The 13,896-nt window shown below is 66.7% G+C and carries 14 protein-coding genes and 1 pseudogene; 7 read left to right on the plus strand and 8 right to left on the minus strand.

Annotated elements, in window-relative coordinates; genetic code table 11:
- Together ABZ319_RS37570 and ABZ319_RS37575 are read left to right on the plus strand one after the other, a co-directional pair.
- A pseudogene (locus ABZ319_RS37570) lies at positions 1-195 on the plus strand (short-chain dehydrogenase); the annotation flags it as partial.
- 67 nt (positions 196-262) lie between these two features.
- Positions 263-838, plus strand: coding sequence for a helix-turn-helix domain-containing protein (locus ABZ319_RS37575; RefSeq protein WP_354991351.1), 576 nt, complete (start codon positions 263-265; stop codon positions 836-838).
- A 281-nt stretch (positions 839-1,119) separates the two neighbouring features.
- Here the strand turns inward: ABZ319_RS37575 and ABZ319_RS37580 are convergent, their stop codons facing one another.
- The 3 genes from ABZ319_RS37580 to ABZ319_RS37590 all read right to left on the minus strand — a co-directional run bounded on the left by ABZ319_RS37580 (position 1,120) and on the right by ABZ319_RS37590 (position 4,270).
- On the minus strand, positions 1,120-1,392 hold the full coding sequence (locus ABZ319_RS37580) for a MerR family transcriptional regulator (protein WP_354991363.1): 273 nt from the start codon (positions 1,390-1,392) through the stop codon (positions 1,120-1,122).
- A gap of 532 nt (positions 1,393-1,924) precedes the next feature.
- The gene (locus tag ABZ319_RS37585; RefSeq protein ID WP_354991352.1) at positions 1,925-3,037 is read right to left on the minus strand and encodes a winged helix DNA-binding domain-containing protein; all 1,113 of its coding nucleotides are present in this window, start codon (positions 3,035-3,037) and stop codon (positions 1,925-1,927) included.
- 75 nt (positions 3,038-3,112) lie between these two features.
- Positions 3,113-4,270: an epoxide hydrolase family protein gene (locus ABZ319_RS37590; RefSeq protein ID WP_354991353.1), complete on the minus strand. Its 1,158-nt coding sequence runs from the start codon at positions 4,268-4,270 to the stop codon at positions 3,113-3,115.
- Positions 4,271-4,333: 63 nt separating this feature from the next.
- Here ABZ319_RS37590 and ABZ319_RS37595 point away from each other — a divergent pair, with 63 nt between their 5' ends.
- Positions 4,334-5,365, plus strand: coding sequence for a YafY family protein (locus tag ABZ319_RS37595; RefSeq protein ID WP_354991354.1), 1,032 nt, complete (start codon positions 4,334-4,336; stop codon positions 5,363-5,365).
- Between the two features lie 20 nt (positions 5,366-5,385).
- Here ABZ319_RS37595 and ABZ319_RS37600 read toward each other — a convergent pair whose 3' ends face one another.
- Positions 5,386-6,666, minus strand: a complete 1,281-nt coding sequence (locus tag ABZ319_RS37600) for a cation:proton antiporter (protein WP_354991355.1) — start codon at positions 6,664-6,666, stop codon at positions 5,386-5,388.
- Positions 6,667-7,054: 388 nt separating this feature from the next.
- Between ABZ319_RS37600 and ABZ319_RS37605 the strand changes: the two genes are divergently transcribed.
- The 3 genes from ABZ319_RS37605 (at position 7,055) to ABZ319_RS37615 (ending at position 9,993) form a co-directional block, all read left to right on the plus strand.
- Entirely contained in the window at positions 7,055-8,773 is a 1,719-nt protein-coding gene (locus ABZ319_RS37605) for a hypothetical protein (protein WP_354991356.1), read from the plus strand.
- Between the two features lie 173 nt (positions 8,774-8,946).
- Positions 8,947-9,594, plus strand: coding sequence for a sensor domain-containing protein (locus tag ABZ319_RS37610; protein ID WP_354991357.1), 648 nt, complete (start codon positions 8,947-8,949; stop codon positions 9,592-9,594).
- Positions 9,595-9,759: 165 nt separating this feature from the next.
- On the plus strand, positions 9,760-9,993 hold the full coding sequence (locus ABZ319_RS37615) for a cold shock domain-containing protein (RefSeq protein WP_354991358.1): 234 nt from the start codon (positions 9,760-9,762) through the stop codon (positions 9,991-9,993).
- Positions 9,994-10,026: 33 nt separating this feature from the next.
- Here the strand turns inward: ABZ319_RS37615 and ABZ319_RS37620 are convergent, their stop codons facing one another.
- Positions 10,027-11,481, minus strand: coding sequence for an aldehyde dehydrogenase family protein (locus tag ABZ319_RS37620; RefSeq protein ID WP_354991359.1), 1,455 nt, complete (start codon positions 11,479-11,481; stop codon positions 10,027-10,029).
- Between the two features lie 210 nt (positions 11,482-11,691).
- Between ABZ319_RS37620 and ABZ319_RS37625 the strand changes: the two genes are divergently transcribed.
- On the plus strand, positions 11,692-11,865 hold the full coding sequence (locus ABZ319_RS37625) for a hypothetical protein (RefSeq protein ID WP_354991360.1): 174 nt from the start codon (positions 11,692-11,694) through the stop codon (positions 11,863-11,865).
- Positions 11,866-11,951: 86 nt separating this feature from the next.
- On the opposite strand, the gene ABZ319_RS37630 is transcribed toward ABZ319_RS37625, so the two are convergent.
- The 3 genes from ABZ319_RS37630 to ABZ319_RS37640 all read right to left on the minus strand — a co-directional run.
- On the minus strand, positions 11,952-12,392 hold the full coding sequence (locus ABZ319_RS37630; RefSeq protein WP_354991364.1) for a hypothetical protein: 441 nt from the start codon (positions 12,390-12,392) through the stop codon (positions 11,952-11,954).
- A gap of 662 nt (positions 12,393-13,054) precedes the next feature.
- The gene (locus ABZ319_RS37635) at positions 13,055-13,186 is read right to left on the minus strand and encodes a hypothetical protein (protein ID WP_354991361.1); all 132 of its coding nucleotides are present in this window, start codon (positions 13,184-13,186) and stop codon (positions 13,055-13,057) included.
- A gap of 347 nt (positions 13,187-13,533) precedes the next feature.
- Positions 13,534-13,896, minus strand: a 363-nt coding sequence (locus ABZ319_RS37640) for an HSP20 family small heat-shock protein (protein ID WP_354991362.1), incomplete at its 5' end; no start/stop codon positions are given.

Consider the following 13,896-nt stretch of genomic DNA (forward strand, 5'->3'; position numbering starts at 1 on the left):
CGCCTGATCGCGCGTCCGCGCCGGCGGGTCACCGTGACCCGGCGGGCCGGCTGGTTCGCCGCGCTGGACAAGGTGACCCCGCGACCGGTCGGCGACTTCGTCACGCGCCGGTTGGGTATCGATCGAATCTTCCTCGACGAGGTCGACCGGTCCGCGCGGGCTGCCTACGACGAGCGCGTGCGCGAGAATCACTGACGCGACCACCCCGGTGAGCCGGAGGGGCGAATTGTTCTGGACACTTGTCGGTAGTAGTTTTGGACATATGTCTGCTCCTGTACCGAACAATCTCGAGGCCACCCGGCGTCGCCTGAGCGGGAAGCAGGCCGCGACCGTGGAACGCCTGACCAAGGCCGCGGTCACCGTGCTGGCCCGGGAAGGCTACGCCGCCACCACGATTCGCCTGATCGCCGCCGAGGCCGGGATCGGCACCGCGACCGCGTACACCTACTTCTCGTCCAAGGAACACCTGATCGCGGAGGTCTACTGGCGGCGGCTGATCGCCGCGCCCGCGGTCGAGCTGTCCGACACCGATCCCGCCGGTCGCGCGGTCGCGGTCCTGGGCCAGGCCGCCATGCTGGTCGCCGACGAACCCGCCCTCGCCGCCGCGATCAGCCAGGCGCTGCTGGGGAACGACGCCGACGTCGCGCACCTGCGGCTGCGCATCGGCGGGGAGCTGCACGCCCGCCTGATCGAGGCGCTGGGCTCGGACAGCAGCGAGGACCTGGAGTACCTCGAAATGCTGTACTACGGTGCGATGTTGCAGGCGGGCATGGGGCATCTGTCGTACTCGGAGGTGGCCGAGCGCATGGAGAAGGCGACCCGGCGCCTGCTGGGCTGAGCCGCGAGCACGGGTCTCCGACGCGATCAGACGTTTCGGCAGGCCATCTCAGCGTTGTGCTGAGTTCCGGGCTTGTGCGCGTTCGTCGCGAATGCGCACGAGTTCCGCACGCTCCTGCTGCGACGACGTCGACCAGTGTCGGTGCAGCGGTGGTGCATTCGCGTCGCGTACGTCCGGCTGGTACCCGCAGCGACCGGCATGAGCCGGTGACCACTGCCGGTTGTCCCTGTTCGGTTGCGCCGCGGCACGTCCGCGCACGTCGCCGTTCGAATTGCATCCGGTTAGGAAGGTTCGCGTTCGTCCAAGGCGTTCTGCAGGGTGGCGTTGAGGGAGTGCGCTTCGGCGAGTTGGTCTTCGAGGATGACGATGCGGCAGGCGCCGTCGAGGGAGTTGCCCGCTTCGAGGAGTTCACGGACCCGGGCGGCGATGCGGAGTTGGTAGCGCGAGTAGCGACGGTGCCCGCCCGCTGAGCGTTGCGGGGTGAGCAGCTGTGCGGTGTCCAGGGTGCGCAGGAAGGCTTGGGTGACGCCCAGGAGTTCGGCGGCGCGGCCCATGCTGTACGCGGGGTAGTCCTCGTCGTCGAGGTTGTCGGTGCCGCCGGAGTCACCGGTGGGCGGGGTATGGGGCTGGTGCACAACACCTCTCAGGTTTCAGCACGGGACCAGGCCCCGGCGCGGGGGTGCGCCGGGGCCTGGGGTTCACGTATTCGATAAGGACTGTCTCATCGGCCTTGTCTGGCCGTCCGTGTACCGCACATCGGTTTCTCGGAGTGCGGCAGGAATTTCGGGTTCGTCAGTGGCCACCTCCGTAGTGGCCACCTCCGTGTGGTTCGGGTACTGCGTGTCGGACAAGGGCTCGTGGGGTGTGGTGCCCCTCCGGCGGCGGTTCCCGCGCGGGGATCGACCGGGGAATCTCGGCTTCGCCGGAGGGACACCAATTGTGTTTCTCACCAGGCAGTTCACCTGCCCAGTCCCTGTTTCTCTCACCTGAACGACAGCGAAACTACATCTCAAACAGGCGAATGTCTACAGCTCTGGATACAGAATTTTCGCGAGTCGGATGGTGTGGTCGTGGCGCGACGGGCCTCTAACCGGGACTGTCGATAACGACCTTGTGCACCGTGGCTCCGGGGTCGGTGAACGCCAGCAGCGCGTATGCCTCGTCGGTGACGGCGGCCGCGTCGGAGGTGGTGAATGGCCGGTCGAAGAGGCGGATGGTCAGTGTGACGGATCCGTTGTCGCGGTCGATAGTCCAGTCTCCCGCGGTGAATCCGTCGACCAGCAGAATCTGTGGTGCGGGGCGCCGGGTGCGATATCCCTGCCTGCCGTGCTCGTCGGTGATCACTCGGGTGCGGTCCGCGTGTGAGAGCAGGACGTTGTCGAAGTCGTATAGAAACCGTGGCGGTGCGGGAGTGTCGGGGTCCGGGCGCACAGCGTCGGGTAGATCGAACAGCTCCCGGCCGTGCTGATCCTGAAAAGTCATCAAGTCCGGCCGTATTCGGTCAACCACCTCGCGCAGCCTGGTGAGCCCGGACCACACCTGCATATCCTGCACACTGGCTGGGCCGAAGGCCGCGAGGTAGCGCGAAATCAACTGCTCGAGCGAAGCGGCTGTCGTTCGGTCCGGACCGAGCCACGCGTCCGCGGTGGTGTGCGCTATCGGCCCCCCGAGCCCCCAGACACCGCGGGGTGGCACCTGTACCAATGCCACCTGGTTGCGGATGGCGTAGACCAGTGAGGCGGGTGCGCGGCCGGGCCAACGTCCGCCGAGCAACGCGCCTATTTCCTTGTTGGTCAACGGTTTCGGGCTGAGTAGTTCGACACCGTCAGCGATCAGCTTCGCCATATCGATACCGGCGATGGGCTTGCCATGGGTGTGGTTGCGGTAGAGGTCACGATCCAGGACAGGCTGGACCAGCGGCCGCAACGCTCGGGCGTCGCCGGGGGTGACGAGGTGAATGGTCGAGCGCATCAGAGCCATTCGAACCAGCTCGCGGCCGGTGAGGAGTTCGGCAGCCCGTTCGGGGACGAAACCGGACAAACGTGACCACAGTCCGACATACCAGGTGTGCGGGGTCTGGGCTTGCAGCCCGACCAACCGCTGCACCGCCTCTGTGACCGATAGTTCGGAGCGACGCAGGAGCAACTGCCGGTCGAGCGTGGCGCGGTTGAGCGCCCGGAGACCGAGTACCTGTGTCATCAGTAGCCTTTCGTCAGCACAAGCCGCTAGGTGACAGTCAGTGCGACGCCACCGGGAAGAATCATTCGCCGGGGCTCATTCGAGCTCGCCGAAGAATCGGCGAATGTCTGCGATCAACAACTCGGGTGCGTCCTGGGTTGCCCAGTGACTGCCCCGGTCGAACTCGTTCCAGGACACGATGTTGCTGTGATCGCGTTCGGCGAAACGCCGCAGTGCGGTGAAGTCGTAGGCGAAGCTTGCCAGCCCGGTAGGTGCGGTAGTCGGTTGGATCGGGTGCTCGGCGTGGTGGTCTTCGTAGTAGAAGCGCGCGGCCGAGGCGGCGGTGTTGGTCAGCCAGTACAGCGTCGCGTTGGTCAGGACATGATCGTCATCGAGAGCCGCCAGCAGCTGAGCTGACCAGGCAAGTTGCCCGATGGGTGAGTCGGCGAGTGCGTGCGCGAGGTTTTGCGGCGCGCTCTCCTGAAGTCTGGCGTAGCCGGACATGTTGTCGTCGAAATACTTCAGGTGCTGCACGTATCCCCGCTCCGCATCGGTCAGCTCGGCCAGCTCCGCCGGGTCACCGGACGGGAAGGAGAACAGCTGGGTCACATGTACCCCGATCACGTGCTCCGGATCGAGTCGGCCCAGCTCGGGCGAAACGTGCGAACCGATGTCATTGCCATGGGCGCCGTAGCGGTCGTAGCCCAGTCGGTTCATCAGCTCGGCCCACGCCGCGGCGGTGCGGTAGCGGTTCCAGCCCTGCTCCCGGGTGGGTCCGGAGAAGCCGAAGCCGGGCAGAGAGGGAATGACCAGGTGAAAGGCTCTCCCCGAGTTCTCGCCGTGGGCGCGCGGGTTGGTGAGCGGCTCGATCAGGTCAAGGAACTCGAACACCGAATTCGGCCAGCCGTGGGTCAGGATCAACGGGGTGGCATCGGTTTCCGGCGATCGGACGTGCAGGAAGTGGATGCGTTGTCCGTCGATTTCGGTGGTGAACTGGGGGTAGGCGTTGAGTTTGGCTTCCCATGTGCGCCAGTCGTATCCGTCGAGCCAGTAGGCGGACAGTCGTTGCACGTAGTCGAGCGGGACGCCGTACGCCCACCCCGGCGGCACCGGCCCGGACCGGGGCTGTCCCGCGGTGTCCGCGGGAAGTTCCTCGGCCCAGCGAGTGCGAGCCAGCCGATTCTGCAGATCGTCGAGGTCTGCCTGCGGAATATCGCTGCGGAAGGGCGTAATCGCGGCAGTCTTGAATGTCATGTCCTGAAAGTTAGAAGATCTTTAGGAAGGATTCGTTCCTAAAGAAAAGGGCAGATCGAAGAAGTGCTGGAAACGTCCATGCGACTGCTGCGCCTGCTCGCGCTCTTGCAGATCCCGAACGACTGGAACGGCGCGACCCTGGCCGAACGCCTCGACGTCAGCACCAGGACGGTGCGCAACGACATCGAGCGGCTGCGTCAACTCGGCTATCCGGTACACGCGACCAGAGGAACAGCCGGCGGCTACCGACTCGGCGCCGGGGCAAGCCTGCCGCCGCTGCTACTCGACGACGAGGAAGCGGTGGCGGTCACCATCGGTCTGCGCACCGCCGCCGCGGGCGGTATCGCCGGAATCGAGGAAACGGCACTGCGGGCCCTCACCAAGCTCGAGCAGGTGCTGCCGAATCGGCTGCGGCGCAGGGTCAATGCCCTGCAGACCTATACCGTTGTAGTTCCGGGGGACGGCACGGGTCCACGGGTCGGTGCCGAAACGCTGACCGCGATCGCGGCCGCCTGCCGTGATCATGAGCGAATTCGATTCGACTATCGCGACCACTCTGGTGGTGAGAGCCGACGAGTGGCCGAGCCCTACCGGCTGATCAACTGGGGACGCCGCTGGTATCTGGTCGCGTACGACATCGATCGGTCCGACTGGCGTACCTTCCGCGTTGATCGCCTCACACCGAAGCCTCCGGCCGGGCCGCGGTTTACCCCGCGTGAACTACCGCAAGACGTCACCGACCGCGTGACCCGCAGCGTCGCTGCGGCGGCCTGGCGATTCCGGGCATCGGTGGTCGTACACGCGTCCGCGGAATCCCTCGGCGCGCGTGTCCCGCCGGCGGCGGGCGCCATCGAAGCGATCGATGACACGACTTGTGTGCTCCACACCGGTGCGGACAGCCCCGAGGTGCTGGCGATCAACATCGGGCAGCTCGCTTTGCACGGCTTCGACTTCACTGTCACCGACCCGCCGGAGCTGGTCGAATTACTGCGTTCACTGGCCGATCGCTATCGGCGCGCAATCTCGGCCGGGTCGACACCGAATCACAACGCACGGGAGATCGCGGCGGGATCGATCGATGTCGAGGACCAGTGAAGTAGCGCGGGGGTTTGAGGTCAGGCCGGCGCCGGCTGCTCGTGTCGGCTGTCCTCCAGTTGCTTCATCACCCATCCGGCGCCCGCGCCGTGCACGATCACCGACAGGACGATCGTGAACGAGACTATCGCCCAGATGGTTTCGGCTTCCGCGCCGAAGTCGGCCTGGGTCAGTGCGTACGAAACGTAATAGACCGAACCGATCCCGCGTATCCCGAAGAACGCGGTGACCGCGCGTTCGCGGGGCTCGAGGTCGGGGCTGCGGCGCAGGGCCAGCCAGCCGAAGGCCGGGCGGACTGCGAACACCAGCAGCACCCCGGCGGCCGCGCCCGGCCACGACAGCGCGGTCAGCAGGCCCGTGGTGAGCGCGGCCCCGACGAGCAGCAGCACCACCAGTGTCAGGACCTGTTCGAGTTGCTCCACCAGGCCGTGCATCTGCTCGTGGTAGCCGCTGCCGCGTTCGATGCGGCGCATGGCGACCGCACAGACGAAAACCGCGAGAAAGCCGTAGCCGCCGGCTAATTCGGTGAGGCCGTAGACCGCGAATACCGCCGCCAGGGCGGCGATCGGTTCTCCGCGCTCGGCCAGGCGCGCGTGCGCGATGGGGAACCGGAACAGGGTGCGGCCGAGGACATCTCCGACCACGGGGCCGATCACGACCGCGATCGCGATCTTGCCGAGCAATTCCCAGGCCAGCCAGCCGCCCAGCCAACTCCGCACCGCGTCCCCCGACGCCAGAAAGATCGCGAGATAGACGAAGGGAAAAGCCAGTGCGTCGTTGAGGCCCGCTTCCGAGGTGAGGGCGAAACGCACCTCGTCGTCCTCCTCGGCCGAGCCCTCGTCCCCGGTGGTCGGGCCCGCCACCTGCACATCGGAGGCCAGGACCGGATCCGTCGGAGCGAGTGCGGCGGCCATCAGCGCGGCCGCCGCCGGGGTGAGCGCGACCGCCCACCAGCCGAACACCGCCATCGCGGCGATGCACAGCGGCATGGTGATCAGCAGCAGCTTCCAGGTGGAACCCCAGGTGCGCCAATGCAGCGGGCGGTCGATCGCGAGCCCGACGCCCATCAGCGCCACGATCACGCACACCTCCGCGAGGTGCTCGAGCACGCCGGGATGTGACAGCGGGGACACCGGTCGCAGCCCGTCCGCACCGATCACGAGACCGCCTATGGCGCCCGCACCCAACATGAGCATCGGGGCCGTGATCACACGGTCCCGGAAGAGCCGGGGCAGCACCGCGGCCAGCAGCAGAGCTATTCCGGCGGTCAGGTAGAGGTGCTCGATCGTCAGTTCGGTCATCGTCTTGGTCGCGTCGGCGCGCAGTCACCGTTCTTCCGGAGGGGGAGCAGATGACCAAGATCTACCCGGTCGACGCGGCGGGAAACGATCAAGCACGCGCGGCGAGGGTTCGATGCGATCGGTGGCCTCGCAGGCCCCGGCCGTGTTCGCAGCACAACTCCCGGACATCCGAAAGAGCCCCCGCGGGTGGCATCGACCCGACGACAACAGGTTCCGCGTCCGGCGTGTCGGTCCGGATTCCGCGCGACCTCCGGGCCAGGATGTTTCGCGGGTTGGCGGACCATCGCCCTCTCTGGTCCGGCATCCCGGGCCGGGATTCGAGCCCGACGTTCGGCTAGTGCCACGCACCCGCGGACCGGGTGCGCGGTGGCGTGTTCTTCGTCGATTCATGAGGATCAGGGAGACGGAACCGGTGCGCAAGGGTTGGGGCGGTGTGCTCGTTGCGGGGTTGATGGCGACATCGGTCGCCACGGCGCGTCCGGCGGCGGCCGACGAATGGTGGCCGTGGTCGGGCATCCTTCCCGAGGAAATCAGTTGTGCCGCGCTGGGTTTGCCGGGGCGCGCCGGAGCCTGGCCGCTGCCGCTGTACAGCCCGGACGTGGGCATCGGGCTGCTGACGATGCCCCCGGTCCCGCCGGACGTCGCTGCGCGACTGCCCCGTCGCATCGAACTGCGCACCGACAAGGGCGGATTCAACGAGGTCTGGCAGTACGCGCTGCTGGACAACAACCTGTACATCAAGGCGGTCGCGGGGGAGTCGGGCTGGCGCATCCCGCCCGTGCCCAACTGCCTGCGCGGGCAGATCACCGGTATCTCGGTGGACGGCAGCCGACTGATGGCCACCGGACCCGAGGGCTGGATCTACACCCTGGAATCCGCCGACTGGACGCCGGAACTGTGGTGGTGGACAAAGCGATTCGGTGCGCCGATCTGGCTCGACCCGAGCGGGACACGGGTGCGGCCGGGCTCGCAGGCCTGGAGCCTGTCCTGGTTGAACCCGCGCTACGTTCAGGTGCTGCCGTTCCGGCACGACGGGCGCTGGACCGACGCGTCGGGACACGAGGTCCCGGTGGGCGGAGCGGGTGTCACCACGGTGTACGTACTCTCACCCGGAGGCGATCGGATCGCCATCCTGGACCCGTGGCTGCCCGCCGGTGACCCGCTGCATCCCGAAATCAGCGAACTGGCGGACGATTACAGCTACGAACTCCCCGGCCCGTTGAACGGGCGATTCCGGGCGATCAACCTCAGCTCGTCGGGCTCGACCACCTTCGTCATCAACGAGTACGGCGACATGTTTACGCGGCTGTGGGATTTCGACATCTCGGGCGCGGACACCCTGTTCTTCTCGTACTCCTACGAGGATCAGTCGGCGTTCGACGCCGCACCGAACAACTTCGAGCACGAGTTCTCACGCTTCCCGCAGTTGCGTCCCCCGTTCAACCGCTACGCCGATATCCAACTCCCGGCGCCGGATTGGATTCGGCAGCCCAAGATCAGCGGTGAGATCACCTCGACCATCAGCATCCACCAGACCGGGGCCCACTCGCACGAACGCGAACTGCGCGTGGAGGGCCGCGACGGCGAGGGCCGTACCGGCTTCTGGCACAAGCCCATCGACCCGAACGCCGACTGGGCGTTCACCGTCACCGACCAACCGCAGCAGGCCGACACCCTGGACAACCGTTCCGGTGACACCTCGCACCTGACGATGAGCCCGCCCACCGGGGTCGACTACGGCTACCGCGACGCCGAGGGCTGGACCGTCGCCATCCGGGACTTCGACTACGCCGGCGACCGGATCACCCTGCGCCTGTGCGATGCGGGCGGCGCGTGCACCGATGTCGCCGGGCACCTCGCCAGCGATACCCGAATGAGCTGGCAGCGTGAAGGATTGAGCGACATGCCGCGCAAGTATCACGGCATCGTGAGCGTCACCGCCGAGGAGATGACCTCGCTCGAACAACGGGCGCCGCGCCTGCACGCGCTTGTCGATCGGCTCGTCGGGGAAGGGCGGATGCGCAACATCACCGCCGAGGCGACGACGTCGAGCCTCAGCCTGCGCACCAGCGACGGCGAGGAGATCGTGATGACCCGGAGCGGGTAGCTCCCGGTGTCGTCCCCGCGGGATAGCGCGCGAGCGGGTGACAGCCCTCGCGCGCACGGCCTCCCGGCTCGAATCGCAAGCGGATAGCGGTGATTCGTCCCTCCCCGGTGGTAGTCCGATCCCATACCGGAGGTGGATGGGATCACGGTAGGTGTGCTCCTAGCGTCTTCCGCATGACGTTCATCCGGCGCTTGGCACTCGACTTTGCTTACACCTCGGTGGGATTGCCTCTCGCACTGGTCAGTTTCAGCCTCCTCGTGGCGCTCTTCGCCGCGAGCGTCGGCACGGCGGCGGTCTTCGTGGGAATCCCGCTGCTCGCGCTGACGCTCCTGCTCGCGCGCGGGTTCGCCGACATCGAACGCGTCCGCCTGGAGCAACTGACCGATACGGCGTCACCTCGGCCCCGATACGCCGGTGCGCCCGAGGGATCGGGATGGTTCCGTCGGGTTCTCGCACCGATCCGCCAGGGTCAGAGCTGGCTGGACCTGCTGTACGCGATCGTCAACCTGCCGATCGCCATCATCACGTTCGTGCTGCCGATCGTCTGGTGGGCAATGACCCTGGGCGGACTTACGTACTGGTACTGGGGCCGGTTCATTCCCCGGGGCGACGGCCGCGACATCGTCGTCGAGACGATCATGGGCGCGGACACCGCCCTGAACCGGACAGTCTTCAACACGATCGTCGGCGTCGCGGCTCTGCTCACGCTGTACCCCGTTCAACGGGGAAGCGCCGCCTTGCAGGCGAGCTTCGCAGAGACCCTGCTCGTCAGACTCGCCGTCATACAGGGGCGCACGGGGATCGAGCGCCCGGAGTCCTGAAGTTCGCGCGCGGCGCGCAGATTCGCGGCGTCGTTCCTCAACTCGCCCGCCTCGATCGCGATTCACGGCCGTCATTGCGGGTACGTCGGCTACGGCAAGTCGAACGTTGAGGAGTTTTACGTGCAGATGATGACCGGCTCTACCGCAGGTGCTTCGGTTCTCGATATGGACGATCGTGCGCTGACGCAGGCCCGATTCCACGGCACCGTGCTGTGGTTCGACATGGCGAAGGGTTTCGGATTCATCGTCCCCGACGACCAGCCCGAGCAGCGGGTGTTCGTCGAGCACTCGTGTATCGACCTTCCCGGCTACCGGGTGCTGACCGAACGGCAGCGGGTTGTCTTCACGTTCGAACCCGAGGTGAGCAGCGCCCGGGCCACCTGGGTGCGGCCGCTGTAGCCGACGCCGCACCGCCGCGGTGACCCGGTGGCCTCAGAGCTGAGCCCAGACCGACTTGGTCTTGAGGTAGCCGTCGAGGCCCTCCTTGCCGAACTCGTGCCCCCAGCCGGACTGCTTGTACCCGCCGAACGGCACGTCGTGGTCGAAGATCAACTGGCAGTTGATCTGTACGCTGCCGGCCTGCAGACGTTTGACCAGGCGGTGGCCGCGGCTGATGTCGGTGGTCCACACCGTGCCCGCGAGCCCGTAGCTGGTGTCGTTCGCCATCGCGATCGCCTCGTCCTCGTCGTCGAACGGGATGATCGAGACGACCGGGCCGAAGATCTCCTCGCGGTAGAGCCGCATGCTGGGATCGACGTTGGTGAGCACCGTCGGATGCACGAAATAGCCTGTGCGGTCGAGCCGATGGCCGCCGGTCACGACCTCCGCGCCGTCGCGCTTGCCCTCGTCGATGTACCCCAGGACGCGGTCGAGCTGCTTGGCGCTGATCAGCGGACCGCTCATGACGCCCTCTTCGCTCGGGCCGCCGTACTTCATGAAATTCGCGACCCCGGCGATGCCCTCGACCACCCGGTCGTACACCCCGCGCTGCACGAAGATCCGGGAACCGCAGACGCAACCCTGCCCGGAATGCACGAAAATACCCATCGCCGCACCGAAGATGGCCTTGTCCAGGTCGGCATCGTCGAAGATCAGGACCGGCGACTTGCCGCCGAGCTCCAGCATCACCTTCTTCAGGTTGCCCGCCGACGCCTGCACGATCATCTTGCCGACCTCGGTGGACCCGGTGAAGGCGACCTTCTCGACGTCGGGGTGGGCGCTGATCGCCGCGCCGGCGGTGTGCCCGTACCCGGTGATGAGGTTGACAACGCCCTCCGGGACGCCGGCTTCGTGGATCAGGCGGTCCAGCAGTAGTGCCGAAAGCGGCGTCTCCTCAGCGGGTTTCACCAGACTGCTGCACCCTGCGGCGAGCGCGGGAGCGATCTTCGCGCAGGCGTTGAAGATGGGCCCGTTCCACGGGAAGATCAGCCCGACGACACCGTAGGGCTCCTTGAGGGTGTACGCGTGCAGGTCGACGTAGCTGTCCGTCGCGATGCCGGTGGTCCGAACGTCATACGCGGTGCCGTTGATCTTGGAACACCAGCCGGCGTAATACCGGAAGAACTCCGCGCAGGTCGGAACCACCATCTCGGACTGCAGTTTCATCATGCCGGTGTTGGCGGAGTCGATCGCGGCGAACTCGGCGGCGTGCTCGTCGATGAGATCGGCGATGCGCCACATGATTTTGGCCCGCTCGCGCCCCGGGAGACCGGACCAGACCCCAGCCTCGAAGGACGCCCTGGCGCGGGTGACCGCCTGGTCGACCCCGTCGGCCCCGCAGTCGGTGAACTCGGTGATCTGCTCCTCGGTCACCGGGTCGATGATCGGGATGACATCACCGGAACCGGGCCGCTTCCGAATCTCCTCCAGAACCGCCTGCAACGCCATCGCTGACCCCTCTCGTCGTGCCGCGGCGCTCGACCGCGCCGGAGTGCTGCTCACCCAATCTGCACTGCGTTCCCTGGAACGTCAAGTATGGTTCGCGAAAATGGAGAAGCATATTCTCCTGTGAGTCCTGTTCGTGCACTCGGTGTCTCGTCGAGTCCCGCGCCGCGCCCGGAACGCCGAAGACCTGGAAAGGGAGATAGCCGAACCCAAGTGGCACCGACAACCACACCGGTGCGGCGGACGCACCGCGACGACGACGGCTCCCGGCGCAACGACGCGCTGCGCGGCTTCGTACACCTTCGTGTCGGTCAACTGCTCCGGGTGGTCACCTGGTTGGTGTTCACAGCGACCGTGGCATACGGGCTGTATCCGCTTTTCAAGTAAGGCGTGTCAACGGCAACCGGTTCCGAGTTCGTCGGTGATCGCCAGCCACGCCGGCATGAGCCGTTGGGATGGCCGGCCCGCGGTGGCTAGGGGGTGGCCGTATGACCCGGTTGGTCCGCGCTGCGGCGCTTTTCCTTCATCTCGGCCTCGAAGATGTGCCTGCGCCCGTTTAGAAGCTGAGTGCGGGCCGCGAGATCGATATCGCGAAACAAGCTGTAATACCCGTCGTCGTATTCCTCGACGATCTGGAAGGTCCACCGTCCTTCCAGGACATTGCGCCCGATCAGTTCCCGTGCGATCCTGTCGGCAAGGTCCGGATGACCAGCGTCGCGAAACAAGCGCACCGCCTCATCCAACGCCAAATCGGCACCGCCGGTGAGTTGGTGGAATGCGTAGAGATGCCCGCGAGCGCGTTCGATGGTTTCCAGCGCCTCCGACAACTTCCCGGTGGCGGCGACGGTGCCGTCGGAGACCCCTGCCGGGCGGCGATGCCGGGGTGCGGGCACGTCCCCTGCGCCATCCGCCATCGGCTCGCGGGGAGCTTTCGACTCGATGTCCTCCACAATCCCACTCCCTCTCGCGAATAGTGCTGATAGTCAGCGCCGCCGAGGACACTCTGGTGCACGGGAACAGCTCGTCGGCGGGATGCCGTAGCGGCACTCCCTGCCGTGCTGGTGCGGGCATACCCGGCAAGATCTGCCGGAAACGCTCGATTGCCACGAATGTGCATCGAATTTCACGCGCGGCCTCCCCGCACGCCGGCCGTCGTGCAACCGCCCGCATATGGGTCGCTCCATGGAGCTCGTCGGGAGCGCCGTCGGACCCGCAACCATGTGGTGAACGTCTACGACGCCGAGCAGCGTCTCATCGAGGATGTCGGGTCGTTCCTGGCTGACGGGTTGGCCAACGACGCCGCGGTGGTGATCATCGCGCCAGCCCGCATCGAATCGCCTGGGTGGACCGGTTGCGGGAACGAGGTATCGACCTGGCCGCCGCGGCGGCCGCGGACCGTTATGCGGGCTTGGGCGCCGCCGAGGCGCTGGGGCACGTGATGGTGGGCCGGCAGGCCGAGCCGGGCGCAGTTCCAGGAGATGATCGACGCCAGGACCGGCGCCTTGTGCGAGAGCGATCGGCCGTTACTCGCCTTCGGGGAGATAGTGATTCCGCTGTGGAGCGGTCGGGGGCGTGGTCAGTACGCGAGGCAGCTGTAGCAGTCGTCGTCATCGGAGATCGTCCAGGAGTGAGCGGTCCGGTCGGACTGAACATCAGTGTCCGTCATCTCGGGCGGGGTGTGCTCGGTGCCGAGCGCAGTCGTGGTCATGTCGAATGGTCTCCTCTCGCAAGCTGGTCGAACGGGCACCGGGTGGGCAACGCCCGAATCGGTGGGCCGTGCCCACCCGATGCGGTGAGTGGATCGAACAAGTGCCGTACTGTGTCTTTTCGCGGGAGCGGCAGGCCTGTAGCGCGAGAACGGTTGCGCCACAACGTTGGCCGTGCATCAGCCGTTCGGGATGCAGCGTCGTGGCCGGCTACCGGACTCCGCCCCGCCTGTATGCCGCTCTCGCGGGTGTGCGTGTGGTGTTCGGGACAGGCATCACCTCACTTTTCGCGAATCAGTGTCTCGATACGGGTGTGGTGTGCCGGGCGGCCCGCGCCCGGAGTCGGCGGTCAGGCGTTGATGGCCTGACGGTCTTCGACAACCTGGCGCTCGGGTCTGGCGATCTCGATCTTTCGTGGTTTGGCCTTCTCGGCCACCGGGATCGACAGGCGCAGGACGCCGTCGCGATAGTTCGCGCGGATCTGCTCGGTATCCAGGGCCTCACCCAGAACCAGTTGCCGGGAGAACACCCCACGCGGGCGTTCGGCCGCGAGCATGGACCGGCCGGGGTCGATGTCCGGGCGTGCGGCGCGCACGGTCACCACGTTGCGCTCCACGTCCAGGTCGAGGGATTCGGGATCGATGCCGGGCAGGTCGAACTCGACGAAGAATTCGTCGTTCTCGCGCCAGGCGTCCATCGGCATCGCCGCGGG

The sequence above is a fragment of the Nocardia sp. NPDC005978 genome, from assembly GCF_040614455.1.
Lineage (GTDB): Bacteria > Actinomycetota > Actinomycetes > Mycobacteriales > Mycobacteriaceae > Nocardia.

Bases quoted from the DNA above. Each gene is read 5' to 3' on its own strand.
- ABZ319_RS37630 (WP_354991364.1), bottom strand. From the start codon at position 12,392: ATGGCGGATGGCGCAGGGGACGTGCCCGCACCCCGGCATCGCCGCCCG.
- ABZ319_RS37620 (WP_354991359.1), bottom strand. From the start codon at position 11,481: ATGGCGTTGCAGGCGGTTCTGGAGGAGATTCGGAAGCGGCCCGGTTCC.
- ABZ319_RS37610 (WP_354991357.1), top strand. From the start codon at position 8,947: ATGACGTTCATCCGGCGCTTGGCACTCGACTTTGCTTACACCTCGGTG.
- ABZ319_RS37575 (WP_354991351.1), top strand. From the start codon at position 263: ATGTCTGCTCCTGTACCGAACAATCTCGAGGCCACCCGGCGTCGCCTG.
- ABZ319_RS37590 (WP_354991353.1), bottom strand. From the start codon at position 4,270: ATGACATTCAAGACTGCCGCGATTACGCCCTTCCGCAGCGATATTCCG.
- ABZ319_RS37605 (WP_354991356.1), top strand. From the start codon at position 7,055: ATGAGGATCAGGGAGACGGAACCGGTGCGCAAGGGTTGGGGCGGTGTG.
- ABZ319_RS37600 (WP_354991355.1), bottom strand. From the start codon at position 6,666: ATGACCGAACTGACGATCGAGCACCTCTACCTGACCGCCGGAATAGCT.
- ABZ319_RS37615 (WP_354991358.1), top strand. From the start codon at position 9,760: ATGGACGATCGTGCGCTGACGCAGGCCCGATTCCACGGCACCGTGCTG.
- ABZ319_RS37585 (WP_354991352.1), bottom strand. From the start codon at position 3,037: ATGACACAGGTACTCGGTCTCCGGGCGCTCAACCGCGCCACGCTCGAC.
- ABZ319_RS37635 (WP_354991361.1), bottom strand. From the start codon at position 13,186: ATGACCACGACTGCGCTCGGCACCGAGCACACCCCGCCCGAGATGACG.
- ABZ319_RS37580 (WP_354991363.1), bottom strand. From the start codon at position 1,392: ATGGGCCGCGCCGCCGAACTCCTGGGCGTCACCCAAGCCTTCCTGCGC.